Source organism: Lewinella sp. LCG006, assembly GCF_040784935.1.
Lineage (GTDB): Bacteria > Bacteroidota > Bacteroidia > Chitinophagales > Saprospiraceae > Lewinella.
In genome coordinates, this window is sequence record NZ_CP160680.1 from 2,214,311 (window position 1) to 2,237,035 (window position 22,725).

Annotated in this window: 9 protein-coding genes; all 9 read right to left on the reverse strand. The window is 48.9% G+C overall.

All coding sequences use genetic code 11. The features are described 5' to 3' along the window. Nucleotides 1-4 precede the first annotated feature (4 nt). The 9 genes from AB0L18_RS07630 to AB0L18_RS07670 all read right to left on the reverse strand — a co-directional run bounded on the left by AB0L18_RS07630 (nt 5) and on the right by AB0L18_RS07670 (nt 22,640). Complete coding sequence (locus tag AB0L18_RS07630) at nt 5-6,655, reverse strand: HYR domain-containing protein (RefSeq protein ID WP_367391996.1); 6,651 nt, start codon at nt 6,653-6,655, stop codon at nt 5-7. Nucleotides 6,656-6,739: 84 nt separating this feature from the next. Then, nucleotides 6,740-7,003 carry a hypothetical protein gene (locus AB0L18_RS07635; protein WP_367391997.1) on the reverse strand — a complete coding sequence of 88 codons (264 nt, stop codon included), beginning with the start codon at nt 7,001-7,003 and terminating at the stop codon, nt 6,740-6,742. Between the two features lie 143 nt (nt 7,004-7,146). Continuing rightward, a complete protein-coding gene (locus AB0L18_RS07640; protein ID WP_367391998.1) occupies nt 7,147-13,035 on the reverse strand; it encodes a T9SS type A sorting domain-containing protein in 5,889 nt (1,962 codons plus the stop codon). A gap of 538 nt (nt 13,036-13,573) precedes the next feature. Then, nucleotides 13,574-14,341 (reverse strand): hypothetical protein, encoded by a 768-nt coding sequence (locus tag AB0L18_RS07645; protein ID WP_367391999.1) that lies wholly within the window; start codon nt 14,339-14,341, stop codon nt 13,574-13,576. A 50-nt stretch (nt 14,342-14,391) separates the two neighbouring features. Beyond that, nucleotides 14,392-16,857 carry a TonB-dependent receptor gene (locus AB0L18_RS07650; RefSeq protein WP_367392000.1) on the reverse strand — a complete coding sequence of 822 codons (2,466 nt, stop codon included), beginning with the start codon at nt 16,855-16,857 and terminating at the stop codon, nt 14,392-14,394. Nucleotides 16,858-16,906: 49 nt separating this feature from the next. Further along, entirely contained in the window at nt 16,907-17,425 is a 519-nt protein-coding gene (locus AB0L18_RS07655; RefSeq protein WP_367392001.1) for a tetratricopeptide repeat protein, read from the reverse strand. A gap of 333 nt (nt 17,426-17,758) precedes the next feature. Then, entirely contained in the window at nt 17,759-18,475 is a 717-nt protein-coding gene (locus AB0L18_RS07660) for a nuclear transport factor 2 family protein (RefSeq protein WP_367392002.1), read from the reverse strand. A gap of 192 nt (nt 18,476-18,667) precedes the next feature. Continuing rightward, nucleotides 18,668-19,528, reverse strand: a complete 861-nt coding sequence (locus AB0L18_RS07665; RefSeq protein WP_367392003.1) for a nuclear transport factor 2 family protein — start codon at nt 19,526-19,528, stop codon at nt 18,668-18,670. Between the two features lie 220 nt (nt 19,529-19,748). Beyond that, nucleotides 19,749-22,640 (reverse strand): ATP-binding protein, encoded by a 2,892-nt coding sequence (locus AB0L18_RS07670; protein ID WP_367392004.1) that lies wholly within the window; start codon nt 22,638-22,640, stop codon nt 19,749-19,751. Nucleotides 22,641-22,725: the final 85 nt, after the last annotated feature.

Sequence of the window (22,725 nt, forward strand, 5' to 3'; positions counted from 1 at the left end):
TAACTTAACGTAAAATCACAACCTCTTCTATCATCGGTTCAGCACCTGGTGTGTCTAAACGCAGCAGGTAAGTTCCAGCCGGATAAAGACGGGTATCAATAGCACCCCCCTCTATTGGCCAATCCGCGTAGGTCTTTTGGTACACTACCTGCCCTAGCAGGCTGTAAATACTTACGGTTACCTTTTCTTCAGCAGCATTTACTGCTTTCACCATAAGCTGGTCACTCACCGGATTCGGGTACACATTCATGCTGAATGCGCCATCATTACCGTTTCCGGTAAAGTCTCCCTCGTCGTCAGAGAAGTCACAGACTACGGTTACTGAAGCGAGGTACTCACAACCGTTGGCATCGGTGATCAATACACTGAAGGTCTGCGTGATGTAACCCATCGTGAACAGGATACCTGGAAGGGTAGGATCGGTCGTGATGTAGCCGTCTTCCAGCGGGAAGGTCAGCTGCCACTGGTAGGTGTAGGGCGGTGTGCCACCGGTAGGGGTCACGCCCAGACGGTTGTTGTCGCTGTTACACTCAATGACGGGGCCGCCGAAGCTGAAGGTAGCGTTGATGTCGTTGTTCACCACCAGGATGTTCTGGCTTACCGAGTTGGTATTGCCACAGCTATCGGAAGCTTTCCAGGTGCGAGTGATCAAAAGTCCCTCCGGCGTAGTCGTCGAAGTTTCGGAGAAGATCACTTCCACTTCTTCGTCGTAATCATCGCTGGCAATGACGTTAGCTACTTCTGGTACCGCGGTACAGAATACATCCACATCATCCGGTACGTTGAAGAAGTCCGGTGCATTGTTGTCCACGTAGAAGACGGTCAGCTTAGCCGAGCTGGTGTTACCACAAGGATCAGTCGCGATAAATTTGTAGTCGTAGCGGGCCAGGTAACCATCAGCGGCACAATCGTCGGAAATGGTCGTTTCCACAATTACTTGTGCGGTAATGGAAGCACAGTTGTCCGTCACGGTCACATCGTCAGCAGTCAGGAACAGCGGATCGTTAGGATCACCAAGTCCGTCACCTACGGTAAGGAACAGTTCGTCACCACTTTCCAGACCAAAGACCAGGTCACTGGTGAATTCAATTTCTGGCGCCACGTCGTCATCAAAGAAGACTTGCTGCGTCGCTACGGAAGTGTTGCCACAGGCATCTGTTGCTGTCCAGGTGCGGGTCAGTACTTCGCCGCAACCGCTTTCACTGCTCATCACTTCTTCAAAGAAGACCTGGGCCTGCTGGCCGGTACAGCCATCTACTGCCGTTACGACTACGTCGATGCCGGTATTGTTACACATATCGGCGGGTACGCCGCTGAATACGGGTCCTGCATTGTCGAGCACGATGATGCTCTGGACAAAGGTCGTTGCGTTGCCGCAATTGTCCGTCACGGTCCAGGTGCGATCGTAAGCTACCGGGTTGGCCGCGCAGCTCACTTCGATGGGCGCACTGTCCACAAAGGTCATGCTGGCAATTTCGCCACAGGCATCCGTTGCTTCGATCATGGGGATCTCGTCGCCACAGTTCAGCGTCAGTTCGTTGGCACTGCTCACCACGGGTGGCGTCATGTCCACGAAGTCAATCGTAATGCTCAAATTAGAAGTGTTGCCACAAGCGTCAGTGGCCGTCACATTGAGGCGGTAGCGCGCGAAGTAGCCGTTTTCCTGACAGTCGCCCTCGTCCATGAGGTTGAGTTCGATGCTGGAGGAGCCGCTTCCGCAACCACTGCCCACACTGATGGCTGCTTCCAATTCCTCCACGGAGAAGGCAATGTCCTGATCACAATCCACGGGCAGTTGGATCAAATCACCGTCCATCACGTCCCCAATTTCTGGGTAGTCGATGGTGATGGTAGGTCCACTGGTGCCGTTGAGGCTGATGCGCTGGGTGTAAGAGGCACTGTTGCCACAGGCATCTTCTGCTGTCCAGGTACGCTCGATGTATTGGCCGCCGTCACAGTCAATCGGATCCGACTGGCTGAAGGTCAGCACCGCCAATTCGCAGTCGTCTACGGCTTGTACATCCGCTACCGGAGGTAGGTTGTCCAGGCTGGCACAGGCATCTTCGGGTAGTCCCTGGAATACAGGAGCGGTTTCGTCCACGAGGAACCAATTGATGGTCGCTACGCTTTCGTTGCCACATTCGTCCTTGGTTTTCCAGGTACTTACGAAATGACCAGAGTAACCGTACTCCTGACAATCGAAATTACCCATGTCTTCCAAGGAATAACTCACTTCCGTCTGGCCGCTGCAATTGTCAAAAGCAAGGGCGCTGTTGGCAATGATCTGGGAGATGTTGCCGTATTCGGAACATTCCACAAACACATCCTGTCCTGGTTGGTACTGATCAATGTATTCGTCGGTAAACTCTATGACGGGTGGGGTGGTGTCTTCCACGGTTACGATCTGCGTTTCTACGCTCGTGTTGCCACAGCCGTCCGAAGCCAGCCAGGTACGCGTCAGGGTGTAGTTGTTGGGGCAGTCGCCGTCGGTACGTACTTCGTTGAAATTGTAGATCACTTCCGAACAGGAGTCAAACGCTTCCAGCTGAGGCACGGGAGCGGTCTCATCGCACTCGATGGTCACATCAGCAGGCGAAGAGGTAAACGCCGGTGGCGTCGTATCGATGATCTCGGTGAAGAGGGTGTAGACGGTCGTGTTGCCACAAATATCCTGCACGGTAAACACCTGCTGCCAACGCGTAAGTACATTGCCCACACAGGGGCCGTCGTACAGTTGTGTCAAGACCTCCGTAATTCCGGCAAAATCGATAGCGGAGCAGTTGTCAGAAATCGTCAGTTCGCTAATATCGATCAAGGGATCCCAAGTCGTCGAAGGTAGATCACACTCTACGACATAAGTACCTCCGTCAGGAATACCATTGAAGCTCACCTCGGGGCCAGTATTGTCGATGAAGGTGTAGTTGCACACGAAAGGCTCGGAGAAGTTACCACAACCATCGTCCGCAATGAAGGTAATGGTGATAACGCGGCTACAAGTGCCATCGTCCACCACGGTGATGTCATCGACGGTGATGGTCAAATCGCCTTCGGCGGTGCAGTTGTCACCTACACAACCTTGGAGTGGGAGAATATCAACGCCACCTACCGTCCAGCCGGTAAACACGTCGATCTCATCGCCTTCGTTGAGGGAGATGGTGGCATCGGCGGGGCAGACGTTGCCATCTTCTGTCGTAAATACCGCATCAATCTGGCAAGCCAGGTCGAAGACTGGGGCAGTATCATCAATGAAGGTGTAGTTGCATACGAAAGGTTCAGAAACGTTGCCACAGCCGTCGTCGGCCAGGAAGGTGATCGTAATGGTCCGGCTACAGGAACTTTCGTCCACCACGGTAATATCATCTACGGTGATAGTCAAATCCCCTTCGTTGGTACAGTTATCACCTACACAGCCTTGGAGGGGGAGAATATCAACGCCTCCCACCGTCCAGCCGGTGAAAACGTCAATCTCATCGCCTTCGTTGAGGGAGATGGTGGCGTCGGCGGGGCAGACGTTGCCATCTTCAGTAAAGAAAGTAGCGTCAATCTGGCAAGCCAGATCAAAAACGGGTGCGGTGTCATCAAGGAAAGTGTAGTTGTGGATGAAAGGATCAGAGAAGTTGCCAGATTCATCCTCGGCGATAAAAGTGACGGTAATCATGCGACTACAGCTACTCTCATCTACAACTGCTATATCATCAACATGGATAATCAGATCAGCGTCGTCGGTACAATTATCAGACACACAGCCTTCTAATGATGAAATATCAACACCACCAACCATCCAACCGTCAGCGATGGTGAGTTCATCTCCCTCGTTCAAAGAAATCATGGCAGCTGCAGGACAAGTTCCAACGGTTTCCGTAGTAAATACAGCATCAACTTGGCAAGACAGATCGAATACCGGAATTTCTACATCATTAACGATTACATCAAAGGTACATTCGTCGGTAAGGCCAGCAGCATCAGTTGCGGTAACGGTGACCGTTGTGGTGCCTACTTCGAAGAAACTGCCAGAGGCAGGGTTACTTGTTACCGTAGCCCCCGGGCAATTATCGGAAACATCAAAAGCAAAGGTAACCACTGCTCCGCAGGCACCAGAATCGTTGTCGGCCGTAATATCTGCGCCAGGGCAGGTAGCTACTGGGGCTTGGGTATCATTAACGGTCACATTGAAGGTACAAACATCCGTTTTACCTACGGCATCGGTAGCCGTTACGGTAACTGTAGTCATTCCTATAGGAAATAAACTACCTGAAAGTGGATCACTGCTCACGCTTACGCCGGGTCGATCATCGGTTGCATCAATGTTGAAAGTAACAATTGCATCACACCGTCCAGCCGTATTACCGATTGTAATATTGCCGGGGCAAATAGCTACCGGATCTTCCGTATCAGGAGGCTCCACTGTTGCACAGCTAGCTAACTCAGAGGTATTGGAAGTAGCAGGATCAATCTGAAGGGCGGTAACAATGGCTCCTGCCGGTAGACTTACGGGTATCACCCAATCACCGGTACCATTGGCCGTTGTTGTTTGCAGGTAGTCGCCCTGGCAAACAGCAGAACCCGGGCAGGCCGTATTGTCTTGCACATAAAGTTCTACAAGTGCATTAGGTGACGCAGTTCCACTGATTTCATTGGTAACTGCACTCGTAATAATTGGTGGCTGGATTCCCGCATTAGCCCCTTCAAGATTATTTATAGGAGAAACATTACAACGAAAATGATTTTCGGAGTATAAATTTTGTTGCGTACCTGGAACAAAAGCCCGAATTCCGTCCTTATTAAAGGCAATCGTATTCGATACAATACTGTTATTGCTCGACCCTTGCATGAAGACACCATTGTTAACTGGATTACCATAATCGGCCCCATTAGCATCGGTGCCGATATAGTTGTTTTCGATGGTATTGCCAGAGACACTCGCGTTAAGTAGTACTATAAGTCCAGCGGTAGGGATGTTTGTAGAACCGATGGTGTTTTCTCTGATGACGTACCCAGTAGTAACAAACTGTAACCAAATGCCGGCAGTTCCTTGGGTACCAACTATCCCGTTTTCATCAATATTAATGATATTATTTTCAACACGACCATTGATACTGCCGGTAGATTCAATTTGCGCTGCACCATTATTGACGACAACATTATTCCTGATCGTCGCACCATCACAGTTGAATAGGATGATACCATTCCTGACACAATTGACCACTTTCAGGCCCTGAACAATGCTGTTATCACTGGTTACACTAATCCCATCAAACCCAACATTTGTACCATCAATGGTAATCAATGGCGTACCGGCATAGCCCGGCTGTGAGGTTCCATCTATGATAATACCTGCATCACTAATAGCGGGCAAACCGGTAAGTGGCGTAATCGTCTGAGGACCGCCCCCATTAATATTGAAGGTGATATTGTCGATAGCGGGGTTAGCGTTGACAGCAGTTATCGCTGCACGCAGGCTACCGGGGCCGCTATCGTTGGTGTTGGTGACGACCAGCTGCACTGTTGTACAGCCAGCTAACTCAGAGGTGTTGGAAGTAGCAGGATCAATCTGAAGGGCGGTAACAATGGCTCCTACCGGCAGACTCACGGGCATCACCCAATCACCGGTGCCATTGGCCGTTGTTGTTTGCAGGTAGTCGCCCTGGCAAACAGCAGAACCCGGGCAGGCCGTATTGTCTTGCACATAAAGTTCTACAAGTGCATTAGGTGACGCAGTTCCACTGATTTCATTGGTAGCAGCAATAGTAATAGTTGGTGGCTGGATTCCCGCATTAGCCCCGTCAAGATTATTTATAGGAGAAACATTACAACGAAAATGATTTTCGGAGTATAAATTTTGTTGCGTACCTGGAACAAAAGCCCGAATTCCGTCCTTATTAAAGGCAATCGTATTCGATACAATACTGTTATTGCTCGACCCTTGCATGAAGACACCATTGTTAACTGGATTACCATAATCGGCCCCATTAGCATCGGTGCCGATATAGTTGTTTTCGATGGTATTGCCAGAGACACTCGCGTTAAGTAGTACTATAAGTCCAGCGGTAGGGATGTTTGTAGAACCGATGGTGTTTTCTCTGATGACGTACCCAGTAGTAACAAACTGTAACCAAACGCCGGCAATTCCTTGGGTACCAACTATCCCGTTTTCATCAATATTAATGATATTATTTTCAACACGACCATTGATACTGCCGGAAGATTCAATTTGCGCTGCACCATTATTGACGACAACATTGTTCCTGATCGTCGCACCATCACAGTTGAATAAGATGATACCACTCCTGCCAAAATTGACCACTTTCAGGCCCTGAACGATGCTGTTATCACTGGTTACACTAACCCCATCAAGCGTAACGTTTATACCATCAATGGTAATCAATGGCGTACCGGCATAGCCCGGCTGTGAGGTTCCATCTATGACAATATCTGCATCACTAATAGCGGGCAAACTGGTAAGTGGCGTAATCGTCTGAGGGCCGCCCCCATTAATATTGAAGGTGATATTGTCGGTAGCGGGGTTAGTGTTGACAGCAGTTATCGCTGCACGCAGGCTACCGGGGCCGCTGTCATTGGTATTGGTGACGACAACTTGCGCCATCATCCACAAGGGGATAAAAAAGGAAAGTAAGAAAAGGTGTAATCTAAGCATAGTATAAAGTTTTAGTCTTTTGTATTATCTACTGATCTTTCACAAGCGAAAGGTTAGACCATAGTTCAAATTTACAGCTAGCATTTAACTACTATTAAGCTGCTGTCCGAGCGGTAGGCCTGTCTTTCCGAGCGGCAAGTCAGACAAACCAGACGGTGTGTTATTGGCCGACGTTATCGGAGAAGATTTGATATTTGCCAGTTTGTAGCGCGTTTCGTTGTCAGCTGTTGTACGTTGTAAGAGACCTTGATAAATCGCCAGTTCTGTATTGAAAGCAGTCATGCCTGTAATGGTCTGATCCAGTACCTGATCTGTTGCTCGGAGCTGGGTGAGCAGCCGCTGCCCCACTCCATTGCCGGAAGCTTGAGAAGTAAGCTGCGTAATTTCAGTCCAGGTGGTACATAATGGAGCGCAACTCCATCAAGAGTTGCACTCCAAACAAGCTATGGGTTTAAGACATTTCAACGTGAGGCTTTAAGGCAAAACTTACTTTAATGAAATACCACAAACTCTTGCACCATCGGCTCCGCTTCTCGCGTTTCAAAACGCAGTACATACGTACCTTCCGGATACGCCCGGGTGTCGAGCATGATCCCTTCAAATGGCCACTGCTCGTAAGTTGCCTGGTAAATAACTTGCCCTAAAAGGCTGTACACACTCACCTTGACCTGCGTTTCCGCAAACCCTACTGCTTTAACCTTAATCTGGTCAGTCGCAGGATTGGGGTAGACACTCATCTCATCCAGGCCGTTGCCATTGCTGCTAATCAGGCCTTCTTCGCCAGAGTAGTCACAAACAATGGTCACAGATGCCACTAGTTCACAACCATTCGCGTCCGTGATCAGCACCGTAAACGTTTGGGTGATGTAGCCCATCGTGAACAGGATACCCCGTCGGGTAGGATCACTGGTAATGTAACCATCTTCTAAAGGAGACGTTAGTTGCCAAGCGTAGCTGTAAGGGGCTGTACCACCATTGACCGTCACGCCCAGGCGATTGTTCTGACTATTACATTCAATGATATTCCCAAAGCTGAAGGAGGCTGTGAGGTCGTTGTTGGCGACCAAAATTTGCTGCTCTGCTGTGCTGGTATTGCCACAATCATCCGTCGCGGTCCAAGTGCGGGTAATCAGTAAACCACTTGGCGTACTTGCCTGTGTTTCGGTGAAGATCACGTCCACTTCTTCGTCGAAGTCGTCGCTCACTTGTACGTTTGCTACTTCGGGTACATCGTCACAGAAGACGGTGACATCTGCTGGCACATTGAAAAAATCAGGGGCGTTGCCATCAACGTAAAAGACCGTAAGGCTCCTCTTCGCCGAGTTGCCACAGGGGTCGGTCGCTGTCCATCTGTAATTGTACCGTGCAAGAAAACCATCTGCTGCACAATCTTCCGAGATAGTGGTCGTAACATTCACTATGCTCGCAATATCCGAAGCACAGTTATCCGTTACACTCACCGCATCAGCTGTGAAAATCAATGGATCATTAGGATCTCCAAAACCGTCGCCTACGGACAGGAACAGCTCGTCGCCACTTTCCAGCCCTACCAACAATGGATGGTTAAAGCTGATCATTGGCGCATTGTTATCCATAAAGAACACTTGCTGGGTAGCCGTGGAGGTATTGCCGCAAACATCAGTGGCCGACCAGGTGCGGGTGAGCACCTGTCCACAACCGGGCTCGTTGCTCATCACCTCGCTCAGGGTCACCTCCGCAGGCATACCAGAGCAAGCATCAAAAGCGGTTACATTCGCCGTCAGCGTGGTGGTGTTGCAAGCATCAGCAGGAACGCCGCTGAATACCGGCCCACTAAGATCGACCACATTGATGATCTGGGTAAAGGTGGTCGTATTGCCACATAAATCACTCACCGTCCAGACTCTTTCTATCACTTGCGGATCACTGGCACAACCTCCCACAATGGGCGCACTGTCTACGTAAGTCGTAATGTCGATATCACCACAAGCATCTTCGGCAACCAGAGTAGGAATATCCTCCCCACAGTTGACGGTAATCATTGCTGCCCCCATTACGACGGGCGGTGTAGTATCCACAAAATCAATCATCAGACCGAAATTGGCCGTATTTCCGCAAGCATCCTCTGCTATCACGTTCAGGCGATAACGAGCCACGTAGCCGTCTTCCCGACAGTCGCCTTCATCCTGCAAGTTGAGCTCAATGCTGAAAGTTGTGGTGCTACATCCATCTTCCACCTGAATGGCCGCTTCCAAATCAGCTATAGATAATTCGACGGGCTGGTTACAATCAATCGGCAACTCGATTTGATCACCATCGGCGACGACACTGATTCCCGGGTAGTCGATAGAGATGGTCGGGCTACTGGCGTCACTCAGGGTAATCCGCTGCGTAGCGGTAGCAGTATTGCCACACAAGTCCATCGCTGTCCAGGCGCGTTCTACGTACTGCCCGCCCTCGCAATCAATCGGATCAGACTGAGCGAAGGTGAGCGTGGCAAACTCGCAATCATCCACTGCTTGCACATTAGGAACGGGAGGTAAGGTACTTGCACAAACGTCTTCAGGTATGCCTTGGAAAACAGGAGCAGTTTCGTCTACCAGGTACCAGTTGATGGTTGCCGTAGCGGTATTGCCGCATTCGTCCTTGCTCGTCCAGGTACTTATCAAGTGACCAGAATAACCGACTTCCAGACAATTGAAGGTGCCGAGGTCTTGCAATTCATAATCAACTTCCACCAGGCCACTACAGTTATCAATAGCGTACGCTGAATTGGCGATCAGCTGAGAGATGTTGCCATATTCAGAACACTCCACAAATACGTCCTGTCCTGGCTCGTACTGATTAATGTAGCCATCGCTGAACTCGATCACCGGCGGGGTAGTATCTTCAAAGGTGACGACTTGTACTTCCGTCGTTGAATTACCACAGCCATCGGTAGCCGTCCAGGTACGGGTCAGGGTATAGTTGTTATGGCAGTCGCCATCGGTACGTACTTCCGTAAAGTTGTACACTACTTCAGAGCAGGAATCAAATGCCTGGAGATTTGGCAGGCCGATCTCAGCATCACATTCCACCGTATAATCGGTGGGTGAGAAATTGAATACCGGTGGCGTAGTGTCTACTACCGTGATGATCTGTACACAAGTGCTGGGATTGCCACACGCATCAGTAGCCGTCCAGGTACGGGTAATCGTTTCGGTGTTGCCACAACCAGGGACCGTGTTGTCGCTGAAGGTAATCGCTACCGTGCCGCAAACGTCGGAGCCAGTGGCCATACCCGTAGCAGCAGGCGCTGTTGACATCCCGCATTCTACCGTAACGTCACCTGGGCAGGTGATGCTCGGGGGCGTGGTGTCTACTACCGTGATGATCTGTTCACTACTAGCCATATTCCCACACGCATCGGTCACTGTCCACGTCCGAGTGATGGTTTCGGTATTGCCGCAGCCTGGTACAGAAGTATCAAGATAGTCAACCGAAGGTGTACCACAGCCATCGGTGCCGATGGCGGTACCTGTTGCGGAAGGGGCTGTAGATGCCCCACATTCTACCGTTTCGTCAGGAGGAACGACAATCGTGGGCGGAGTGGTGTCTACTATGGTGATGATCTGGTTACAGCTTGATGGGTTGCCCGCAGCATCCGTCGCCATCCAAATACGGGTAATTACGCCGGTATTGCCACAAGCTGCGGCAAAAATGTCATTCCACGTAACAATTGGCATACTACAATTATCGATACCAGTGGCAATGCCAGTGGCTGAGGGCAATGTAGATTCATCACACTCCACGGTGGCGTCCGCCGGACAATCAATGCTAGGTGGTGTGGCATCAATTACCGTCAACGTAGTCATACACTGGCTCGAAAGCATTCCATCGCTTACTGTTAGGGTTACGTTGGTAATACCTAACCCGTAGGGACCTTCTGGACTCACGGAAAACGTCAGCATATCCATGTCCGGATCGGTGGAGCCTCCGTCGAATGCAGTAGCCACAGCTTCTGCCAGGCAGTTTTCATTCGCATCGACACTGACCGACTGACAAGCAGCGACGGGCGGTTGATTACAAAAGCTCAAAGGATCATCTACCGTGATGGTAACTGTACAAGGTTCAGAAACATTGTTTTCAAAATCCCTGACACTGACCGTTAACGAAAACGTTCCCACATCGCTACAGTCTAAAGTGCGGGGGTTTTCGGTTAATCCAGTTGCCCGTATACCACAAGCATCTATGGCGCTAACGATAACATCCGTCCGAACGAAGGTGAAATCAAAATCTGCCTCGCCGTTTTGGTCCAGGCTAATGGTAGCATCCTGACAAGTCAAGAGAGGAGCCACCGTGTCCCGCACCGTCACCTCAGCAATACAATCACTGATATTACCCGACATATCTTCAACGGTTAAGGTAACCGGAATAGGAAGCTGACCAGCTGGTATATTGGTACGGTCGTCACAATCAAACATCGTCCGGGAAACGGAAAGCGAGACGTTACCACAATCATAGGAGGTGCCGCCGTCTACGTCTGCGGCGGTGATCGTAGCGTTACCGGTTTCATCCAGATAAACGGTAATGTCTTGACAAACAGCTTGGAGTGCCGGAGCTGTTTCTTGAAACTCGTACGCTCCCAGGTCAATGGTCATGCCACCGTTTACCGCGTCAAAGTTGCGGGGGTTACCATCAAAGTCAGTGCTGGTCGAATTAACGGTATCGTCACCGGTGTCAATCGCGGGGGAGCATTCCTGGAGCTGAAGGTCACCATTTGCCTGGTCAACGAAGAGGGGATCTACATCACCATTACCGTCAGGGCAGTTGGCGCAAGGGGCATAGCCTCCCTGTATAATGGAATTAGAGACAATAGAAGGAAAAAAACTTGGTTCTAAGAAGAATAGTTCAGAACTATTGTTCCATAGTATTGAATTTCTTAAAGTTATTGATCCCTCACTTGATATACAAATTCCTCCGCCATTGAAAGCGGAATTTCCACTTATACTACAGTTAATCATAGTCGGTTGTCCAGTGGAGACATACATTCCTCCGCCCACTTGACCTGCCTGATTTCCATACAACTTACAATTGATTATTGTGGGCCGGGCTAATTCTCTGTTCATCAGACCTCCACCAAAATTAGTCGCACTATTTCCTGCAAAAGAACAGTTGAGGATTAGCGGTTTCGACCCAAATAAATCATTATGAATTCCTCCGCCATTGACAGCTGAATTTCCATTAAAGAAACAGTGGGATATCGTAGGTGAAGCATTAAAATTCGCAATACCTCCTCCGGCAGATATAGCGGTGTTACCACTGAAGGTACAGTTGGACACCGTGGGGGAGGAGGAGACGTTTGACATTCCACCGCCGGTGTCGTTTGGAAAGCCTCCATCTGCATTCCCGCCCGTGATGGTGAAGCCATCGAGCACAGCGGTACTGTTGAGGCCATTGCCATTGTTGAAAATGACATGATAGCTGTTGTTTGCCAAGGTATTGTCCCCGTCGATATCGCCACTGAGGACCGTACCATTGGTGGCAGGGGCTTCATCGCGCTCGCCAAATCCTGGGTTACCCGTATTGGGGAAACCACCGTAGATGGCGAGGTTGTTTTTCATGACAAAGGCATCGGTACGCAAAGTGCCAGGGACATACGTGCCTTCGGCCACCCAGATTTGGGTAATGCCCGGACAAGTACTCGCCAGTGCATCCTGCAAATCGGTGAAGGCGTCGGCCCAGGAGGAGCCATCATTATTACCCGTCGCGTCGTCGTTCACGTAGAGGATATTGCCAGACGGGCAGGTTTCAAAACTCCATAGAAAGTTAGGACCAAACCATCCCTCGTCTGCTCCAGAAACAATATTCGGAAATGCCATAGCGGGAGGAACCATAAAGAAAAGATTTGTTTGGCGGGACTCCCTGTAGGTAATGGGCGTTGCATAGGTTTGTGTCGAACTAAAAATGAACTTATCGCTGCTAAATTGGGGATAAAAAGCACCAATTATATAAACTTGACCGGCACTTAATGTAATGGATGGAATGGGAACATAACGATACCCACCAATCAAGGTAGTACCATTACCACTGGGAATGGTGGCTGAAGTCAACAGTGTGCCACTGCTATTCCAAATGCCAATATCATGGGCAGTTGCCAAACCATTTCCACCGGAATCATAAATACCCAAACTAGATACAGTAATCTCGGACTCAGCGGTGAAGGACCACCCCATAGTACCTCTTGCATCATCAAGCCCCGCTTCGCCAATTATGTCCTCACGTGTTGCATTGGCCGTCTGTATGGCGGGAACGCCGGTTTGGGCTATAAGAGAAAAAGGTAGTAGCAGTAGCGCCGCCCATAAAAGTGCCGTGCGGCCAAAGAAGTTGCCCGCTTGTTTTGTGGTGGATAGTAATATCATTTGGATGAAGTTTTAAGATTAGTGTTTGTTAGTGTCGAGTAATCAAACCTGGAATATTTCCGATACCATAAAGGTCAGTGGAAGCGACAAAAATGCCTTTCACGTACTTTACAAAAGCATGGACTTAACTTACAAGGGAGAAATAAAGGCATGGACTTATTTTACAAGGGTTGGCAATATAAGTGCCAAGTCACTGATTTGTAGCAGCTTAAAAAAGCGAGTAATAATTGCTAACTTGAAAACCTCGCCAAGGGAATAATGGCTGGATTAAACTCAACTCCCAAGTCTTGCTTGGCAGCATTATTTTGATAAATCATCCGGGCCTTTCCTTGATAATTTCCAGAAATTTTTTGGTGTTGTAACCTCCGATGAAACCGGAGCCACCGATGATTCCTACTTTTTTCATTGTTTTTATTTCTCCACGGTTCTACGACTCAAAATCGTAGGGCGTGGAATCTCTTACTGATTTAGTTAATTAAGTTCAGGCAGGCTAGAAGCAGCCCATCATTAAATGATGGAGCAGAATTGCGTATACTCTTCAGTACCGGCTACTGCTTACACCCAGTCGGTCTTGTTCCGCTCCCCGGGAAAGCTCGTAGACGTAGCGCCCGGTGACAGTACTCACCGCTTCGGCCAGCAATGGCAGCTTGTTGCGCCAATAGCGCAGTGCTCCGGGGGCGTTGTTCTCGTGAACTGCCCGCCTTTCGGCAAGGTCATCCGGATCTTCGGCGGAATAGACTAGTTTAAAGGTGTTTTCTGCTCCTTCTCCTCCTTGCGAATAGCAGGTAAAGGTGAGCGGACTATTCATTTTATTGTGAATAAGCGCAAGTTCTTGCAGGTGCTCCATTGCTTGGCCCCACTGCCCGGCAGCAACCCGATAAGTGACCACCTCATAATAGGGATCGGGCCAGCTTTTCCCGTCCAACTCCGTTGGCAGATAACTCAAATTGGAATGCTTATAAAGCGGTTGGGCAGGCGCAACGACTACCATGTTACGCACGGTTTCCAGTTCGGTAAAATACCCAGTAATAAGGCTGGTTGGACAATCCTTTTCTGCCCCCTCCCAAGTTGGTAAGACCACTTCGAAAGTATGATCACTGAAAACATAAAAATGCCAGGGCCAGTCACAAGCAGATTGATAACGTTCCATCATTTTGGCCTGTGCGTGGATAAATGCCTGCTCTTGGCCCGGCACGACCCGAAGTCGCACTAATTCGTAATGCTGCTGCTCCGACTGGCCATAAACCGGCGAACTTGTCAAGATGATAGCGATGATGAATAAAGGGATGATTTTTAAGTATTGCATAAGGTTAAGGTTTTATGGTGCTCACCCAGAATAGGGCTACCTGAATGCTACTAGTTGTTAATTCGGTTAAGTTCTTCGTCGAGTGCGCTATTGGTATTTTTGCGGGTCTTCGCCTGTTGATTGCCAAACTTCCAGGTGATACCCAGACCGAAGCGTTGGGTATCAAAAGACCGCACACCATCGATCCGAATACCACCATAATCGCCGCGGTAGAAATAGTCGTTGGTCGTCCTGAAGATATCGGCACCCGTAATCCGTAGCTGTAATTGTTTGTCGAAGAAATCCTTGCGCAATCCAAAGTTTACGCTTTGATTTCCCCGCACCCGCACCGAGCCTCTCCAGACCCAATCGCTTCCTACGGAATAGGTGAGATCCAGGAGTATGTTGCCGGGCAGCTTGATACTGTTCTGCAAGCGACAGTTGTAGTTGGTGTTATCCAAATCGATCAGCGTGCCTTCCAGGTTCCCATTGTAGGTAGCGTAAGATCCTTCCAGGAAGGTATTAACCGTCCAGTTTTTCGTTACTTCCACCGGGTAGCTGAGCGATACGCCATAATCGGTGGCCCGTTGCATATTGCGGGGGATGATCTGGTTGCTGCCCGTTCCGGTAATTTCAAAAATGCTGGCAAAAAAGTCCCGGGTTACACTGTAGGTATTCGTTACAATTAGCTTTTGCTTATAACTGTAGGACAACTGATAGTTCATGGTGTATTTCGGACTCAGGAACGGATTGCCCTTCCAAACGGTAAGCTGGCTAATCGGCGTTTCAAAGGGGTTGAGATCCTGGTAATTGGGGCGAGTAATCCGCCTACCCAAACTAAGGCCCCAGGCGTGATCTTTCTGCCCAGCAAAGGACAAACTCACATTGGGAAAAAAATCGGTGTAGGTACGGGGGACGTCTTTGTTGTCGAGGGGCAAATCACTGATCAATTGCCCGCGAGAGTTGGTGCGTTCCATCCGTAGTCCGCCATTCAGGGTCAAGGCTGGCGACAGTTGGGCGTTAACGATGGCGTAAGCGGCAGCCACATCTTCGGTGTACTGAAAGTCATTGCTCTTGGTGGGATCCAGAACCAATTCCTCACTATCCGCATCATAGAAGACAAAATTATTTTGCGTACTGATGTGGGAATACTTCCCACCAGCGGAGAGGGTAAAGTGCTCCCATTCGCGTTCGTAGTCCGTCTTGGCCGACCACAGCCCGATGGTCGTCATCGCATCGAATTCAGCATTGTCAATACCTGCCACCGTTACTTCGTCGGCTGCCAGCAGGGTATTGGGCTGCGCTGTATGCCGGTCACTGCTAAACGCACCTAGGCTGAGCGCTGAATTCAGGCTACTTGTACTGTTCAGCTGCCACTGGTGATGCAGATCAGCAGCATAATTCTGTGAGGGTTGCTCAACCAAGGATTGAGAAAGGAGTACGTTGGATCGTTCGTTGCTCCCATTGTTAAAAATGTCCGTTCGGCTACCGAGTACATCGTTGTTCTGATTGAGCAAGCCTCGGGCGTTGAGGCTGAGTAAATGACGCTCCCCCAACTGTGATTCCAGGCCCGCCGCAACGTTCCAACCCCGGCGTTTGCTGATCTCGGTGGAGTTCAAATCCAGGGTGGTATTGTTCTGCTCCTTGGTGTCGAGAAAAGTATCAAAGGAGGTTTGGCTAGATTGCGTGACGTCCAGATTGGCACGTAACTTTTCCCCGCTGTAATTAAGCGTAGTAGTGTTGTTGTTACGAAAATAGCGACCTTGGCTAAAACTCGAGGACAAGCTTCCATTGTAACCCAATGCCAGGTTGCTCTTCATCACAAAATTGATGATGCCGGCGTTCCCTTCTGCTTCGTATTTCGCCGATGGATTCGTGATGATTTCAATGGTTTGGACATTGTCCGAAGAGATACTTTGTAGCAAAGTAACCAGATCATCACCCGACAGGCGGGAGGGCACATCATTGATGTAAATACGTACGCCACTTTTCCCAAGCAGAGAGATATTGTTATCCATATCTACGCTTACCCCAGGAGATTTTCTCAATAGGTCGAGTCCATTCGTGCCCGACGCACTGGGACTGCTGTCCACATTGAAAACCAGGCGATCGGCCTTTATTTCTACTGGGGGTTTGCGGTAGGTGACCACTACTTCGCCTAATTCGGCGATGGCCTTCGTTAGCCTAATATCCGGAACCGTGATCGCTTCTTTACCAGAAACAGTGATGGGTTCGGTGGTATAGGTAGCGTATTCCAGATGGTCGACTCTCAGGCGGTAGCTGCCGGCAGCGACATTTTCAATGCGAAAATCACCCGTAGGAGTACTGATGGCGCTGCCAACTACCAGCGAATCATTTTGCAATAAAGCCACCGAGGCATACATGACTTCGGTTTGCCATTCATCCAGTAACTTTCCTATGATTGCTCCTTTAGCTACCGGATTGGCAGACTGGGCAGCGAGGAAAAATGATGCCAGGAGGCAGATGACCAGGCTTGTAATTGCCCGGTGACAGTGGGAATGGGATGTGTAGTTCATAACTTTTTATTATTAATGGGTAGTAGGTTGGCGGAGGGAAACAGCACAGCTACTCCCAGCCTGATTTTTGTTCTTCTACGATACTATTGAGTTGTTCTTCGCGGGCGAGAGTGGCACGCTCTTGTGCCCGCTCCATGCCCAATGCCGTTGCTTGATCAAAGTATCGAGCTGCTTTGTCGTATTCTTTGGTCTCCAGATAGTACTCGCCCATACTGAAGTAGGCGTAGGGATCCTGGGCGGCCATCGTCATGTAGATCGAAAAAGCCTGCTTGGCTTCTTCCAATTGCTGGTTTTCCAGGTAGTAGTAGCCCATGCTGTTGAAATCGGGGTAAAAGTCCGAACTGGTTTCTATCAGTTTAGTATTCAACTCGAGCGGCGCGTTAGAACCAGTTTCAGTCAACGTGACTGGTGCTTCCAGAACGGCATCCATGTTGCCTTCCATGTAAGCCTGGTGCAATTCCGCCCTGGACGCGGCAGAGGGATGAGCCTGGGAAAAGTGAACTTTTTGGGCAACCAGTGTAGTAGTAAGGCCCAGAAACAGAAACATTGAGGACAATAAGAGTCTCATGGTAATAGGTTTTTATAGTTAAGGTGAGGTTGGAGGTATTATATGCGACCTCTCCGAGGTCGGGTGAGTGAAATCGTTTGTATTTGCTACCAATATGACATCTCTCCGAGATGTTATGCATGACCTCGGAGAGCCCGTCTGGCCAAGGCTTGCCGGACAGGGTCAAAAATTGGTAGAATAGTCGTTCAGGCCTTGCTTCGACCTCGGAGAGGTCGCACATGGTGTATTACTATTGAAAATCAAGTGATTAATACCAAATCTCACGTTAGTTAATAACAGCGCAAAAAATACCACAGGGATGCCTATGGCTTTTTTTGTGCTGTCTTTTATAAACTATTGACGATCCAGAATCAGCACCGTCGGCTTTCCGGTCACACCGGCTTCGCCCATCGATGCTTTCAAATTAGGGTCTGAAAAGAAGGCCTGGAAAGCTTCTATTGATGGCCATTCGCTGATAACGTAGGCGGTGTTCGGGGCGCCTTGTAGCGTTCCGATTTCGCAGTTACGTCCACCCGCTGCATTCAGTTCGGGCAGCCCCTCACTGAAGACCGACTTCCAATGGGCAAAGTCTTTCACCTCATGATAGACCAGGACCTTGACGATGGGCGTCAGTACAGTTTTGGCAATTTTCCACTGGTCCTTGTCTCTGATCATCGTATTGGCGTAGGTACCCGTGGTATGGACATCGATATCGTAGACGATCGTTTTGCCGTAAATCTCGTAAGTACCTAAGGCGACCCAGGCGCGCTCGGCATCTGACCAGTGAACACTCGACTGGCGTAGGAGCAGCGTGGCGTTGTTGAGGCGGAACTGCGAAGACAGGTAAGCCATGACCTCGTTGGCGCCGACCATTTCGTTGCCATTCTGATCGATACGGGATACGTATTCCGAATACATACCTTTTAAGGCATCGGTATCCTGCTGATTATACCCTGCCATGTAGTCGCGGGCAAAACGTTGCATTTCACTATTATTGGTACTCATTTGTGCGTGAATTTTGGTGAAGGTGACAGCACTTAACAGTGCCGTGAAGAGCAGAATGCTTTTCATGAAATGAAGGATTTTAAAATTTGTGATAGGATGATCCCCATGGCAGAATCGGGACTTTCAGCTGGTACGGACAGGTAGAGGGATACGGGTCCCGTATTGGACCCTAAAGTAGAGGGTAAAGAGATAGTAAAGAAGACAGAAAACAGTCTCTCTACTCTCTACCAAAAATCCTTCTACGCCTTATACCGTAGGCTAAGGCCGGGCGGCAGCATCGGCCAACTGCTTGGTGTCAACGTATTGCTGAAAGCCCGTAACCTTGCCATCCTGGAGGGTCCAGAGGTGAGCTACCTGGGCGTCGATGAGGGCACCATTGCTCTTGCGCTTGGCATCATAGCGAAGGATAGCAAGCACCTGGTTATCAACCATTTCGCGCAGTTGAATATCTTTGAGGTTGAAGTACTCGTGCTCGGCACCGATCTTGGCAAAAACACCATTCAGCACGGCATCGGGGCCGATGTAGGGATTACCCACAGCTAAGGCGTTGCCTTCGGCTTCATTCCATACTACCTGAGGGTCTAAAGCGCCAAGTACAGAGGGTATGTCGCCGCTGGAGAACGCCTGGTAGAGACCATCGATAACCGCAAGGTTATCTTGCTCAGGCTCCAGTGGCAGGTGCACAGATTCAGCGATTAGCCAGCGGCCCTTGTCTTCCATCATAGAATTGTAATACCTGCCCGTGAAATGAACCGCAGTACCGTCCGATTTTAGGTTACCGAAAACTTCGTAAGTACCACTGGTTACAAAAGCGTGTTCCCGATCCGACCAGTTAACTGCTGAATGCCGCACGAATAAGGTATTGTCACTCTGCTCAAATTGCTCGGCAAAAAAGGCGGCTATCTGGTCGGCGCCGGTCAGTTTTTTACCGTCCTGATCAATCCGCGTCGCATATTCGGTGTATAAATTTTGCAGGGCGGCGGCATCCTGCTGGTTGTAGGCTCGCATAAAGTCGTGAGCAACCATTTCCATAGCAGCTTCCTCCTTCGCCGACTGGGCTTGTAGCTTGGTGAAGACGGTCGTGCATAGCAGTAGCAGGAACAATGAAATGTTCTTCATCAACATGCATTTTGAAACTTTCATAAGTAAGGTGTTGAGTAAAAAAGGTGTTGAGTAATGGAGAAGGAATAGCAATATCCTTCTGACAACACAAAGGTGCAGGCCAGGCCGTGAGATGCCATTCAACTATCTTACAAAAGCAGGGACTTATCTTACGAAATGGAAAAAAAGAGATAGACTTATCTTACAAGACGCTGTAAAATAAATGCTAAACAACTGACTATAAGCTATTTAAGAAATCACTGGGATTTTTCTTAAATTCCTGTTGAAAGGTTCTGGAAAAGTAACTGGGATCAGTGAAGCCTACCTCGTAAGCCACTTCGGAAACGGTCAACCCACCCTTTTTGAGGAGTTCAAGACCTTGATGTAGGCGGTAAGAGCGGATAAACTGAGAAGGTGTCTTGTCCGTCAGTGCTTTGAGCTTACGGTAGAGTTGCATCTGGCTGAGGTGGCTGGCAGTAGCCAGTTGGGGCACCCCAAACTCAGCATTACTGAGCTGGGCGTGAATGTGCTCGTGCAGTTTTTGCAGAAAAATGTCCTCTATGGAAGGGCTGGCAGCATTATCAGCAATACTTGAGGCACTCTCGGCATAGCGTCGTTGCAATTGCTGGCGCATAACTACCAAAGTTTTCAGCCGGATCAGCAATTCTTCTTTGTCAAAAGGTTTGGTCAGGTAGGCATCCGCACCGTAGGACAGGCCCTGCACCTTGTCTTGCTGGGTAGATTTTGCGGTCAGTAAAATGATGGGGATATGACTGGTGCGCTCGTCCTGCTTCAGGGTTTCGCACACCTCGTAACCATTCTTTTCGGGCATCATCACATCGCTGATGATGATGTCTGGAATAATTTCGAATGCTTGTTCAATACCCAGCACCCCATTTTTGGCCGTATGGAAAATATATTGTCCATTTAATACGGTTTTGATGTAAGTGATGATATCCTGGTTGTCTTCGATGATCAATAACTCGGGAAGCGCTGAAGTGTCGGCCTCTGGTGTTTCCTCATTTGGTGTGGAGGAAATAGCCTCGTCCAGGGTTTCCTCGATCGGCAGTTGGGGGAAGGTCCTTTCGTATGGTAGCGACGTAGCAGCTATTTTGGCTTCAATAGGGAGGTAAAGTATAAATTCGGTACCAACCCCTCGCTCGCTCTCTACGGTAATCCGGCCGTTCAGCAACTCCACCAACTCTTTGGTCAATGCCAGGCCAATGCCCGTTCCTTCTGCTTCCTGGTTGTCGGCGTGATTCACTTGATAAAAACGGTCGAAAATATGATCGATATTCTCAGGAGAAATACCCCGCCCCGTATCCTTGACTTTCAATTTGAGCAAAGGCTGCCCTTTTTCCTCTATTTTACTCGCGTGGAAAATGATTTTTCCGCCCTCCGTCGTAAACTTCAATGCATTGGAAAGGAGGTTATAAACGATTTGCTGTACAACACCCTCGTCATAATCCATGAACACCTCTTTTTCTTCCGAATGAAAAACCAGGCGAATGTTTTTCTGCGTAGCGTTGGAATAGAAAGATTCGGTCAAATACTGCAGGTAAACGATAATATCCTGATGTATCGGGTTCATGGCCAGACTACCCGACTCTAGTTTGGATAAGTCCAGCAGCTGATTGATGAGCCGTAGCAGGTTAACACTGTTGCGTTTGATCAGTGTTTTCTCCTTTGGATGGTCTTTGATATGCTCGCTCATACCCATGATTACCGTCAGTGGAGTGCGGAATTCGTGAGTAATATTGGTATAGAAGCGAGCTTTAAACTCGTTGAGTTCTTTGAGACGATCAGCCTCCAGTTGTTTTTTTTCCTGGATGAGTTGGCTTTCCTTAAGCGCAAAATTGGCTTGTTCCCCCGCCTGAACCTGCTGACGTTGGCGATAGGCTAAACCCAATGAAAAGACGATTACCTCAATAATTGCACCTATTTGTAAATAGAAAATGGAATAAGTAGTAGGCAGCAACCGCGAGAGCAGCGTCAGGAAGAAACCCAAGGTAATGATTGCAATCCCCACTACCACGAAGCGCCCTTTTGTATCTCCTGTTTTGTACAAAGGAAAAAGGAACAACAAGCAAGACAAAGTCACCAAGGCGATGTAGAACATGCTCACCCGATCTTCCACTTTATAGCTGAAGTTAGAGTAAACAGACAGCACTATGGACAATGCGATTAACGGAATTCCTAAATAAACAAGGTACTTAAAGTAACGATCCCACTTAGGCAACAACTGCTCTAAATCCAGGAAACTACGAATGAACGCGAGATAACACATCAATCCTCCAAACAAGACCAGCTTAAACAAGCTGTAATACGCCGGATGTTGCGTAAACAGCACATTACCCAACCAGTCGGTCAGGTCACTGGATGAAAAACTGACGTATAGCACCACGGCCAGGATGTAACCAGCATAGAAGACAAAACTGCGGTCGCGGTCAAAGAAGTAGACAATCAGGTTGTAAAACAACATCATCAATAAAAAACCGATAAAAATGGAGTTGCCCGTTTTGTCGATCACCAATTTGTCATAAAAATCATCGAGTGGTTGCGCATAGAGGTAAAAAGAAGGGACAATCGCTTGCTGTTCACTGATCCCACGAAAATAGATGGTAACAACCTCTCCGGGCGGTAAGATTGTTTTCACCAAATTACTTCTGGTGGAAGGCACAAATTTCTTTTGGGAGTATGGCGTAAAAGCACCATTAGCTTGTTGCTCCCAGGAACCATCTGGGGTGGGAAGGTACACTTCCAGCACAGACCAGGTATCTGAAAAAGAGAAAACCCATTCAGGGTACTGATCTGCTTCCGGCAAACGGTTTTCCACCTGAATCTTTCCCCAATAGTATTGATAATTCTCTACAGGAAGGGGGTATTCTTCATAAAACAGAAACTCGCTTTGTCGGGCGGGTTGTAGCACATCGTCCAGCGTATAGCTACCCGTACTGTCAACTAAGACCTGAGTGAAGGTTCTTAATTTATAATTCGTCTGGACCTCTTTCAGCACCGCTACTGGCGGGGTACTGCCAGGTACCGCCAGAAAAAAATCAGTTCCCTGACAACTGACGAGCAGCAGGAATAACAACACCCCTAAAAAAACAGAATATTTATGCTCGTGCATCCCAGTTATTTATGCAGTCCCGAGGTAAAAATAAGACATTCTGGGAGAGAACGATTAATAATTTTGCGCTGGCTCCTCTTTGGCT

Coding starts and splice junctions, on each gene's coding strand:
- AB0L18_RS07640 (WP_367391998.1), bottom strand. CDS start 13,035: ATGATATTACTATCCACCACAAAACAAGCGGGCAACTTCTTTGGCCGC.
- AB0L18_RS07660 (WP_367392002.1), bottom strand. CDS start 18,475: ATGAAAAGCATTCTGCTCTTCACGGCACTGTTAAGTGCTGTCACCTTC.
- AB0L18_RS07650 (WP_367392000.1), bottom strand. CDS start 16,857: ATGAACTACACATCCCATTCCCACTGTCACCGGGCAATTACAAGCCTG.
- AB0L18_RS07645 (WP_367391999.1), bottom strand. CDS start 14,341: ATGCAATACTTAAAAATCATCCCTTTATTCATCATCGCTATCATCTTG.
- AB0L18_RS07655 (WP_367392001.1), bottom strand. CDS start 17,425: ATGAGACTCTTATTGTCCTCAATGTTTCTGTTTCTGGGCCTTACTACT.
- AB0L18_RS07630 (WP_367391996.1), bottom strand. CDS start 6,655: ATGCTTAGATTACACCTTTTCTTACTTTCCTTTTTTATCCCCTTGTGG.
- AB0L18_RS07665 (WP_367392003.1), bottom strand. CDS start 19,528: ATGAAGAACATTTCATTGTTCCTGCTACTGCTATGCACGACCGTCTTC.
- AB0L18_RS07670 (WP_367392004.1), bottom strand. CDS start 22,640: ATGCACGAGCATAAATATTCTGTTTTTTTAGGGGTGTTGTTATTCCTG.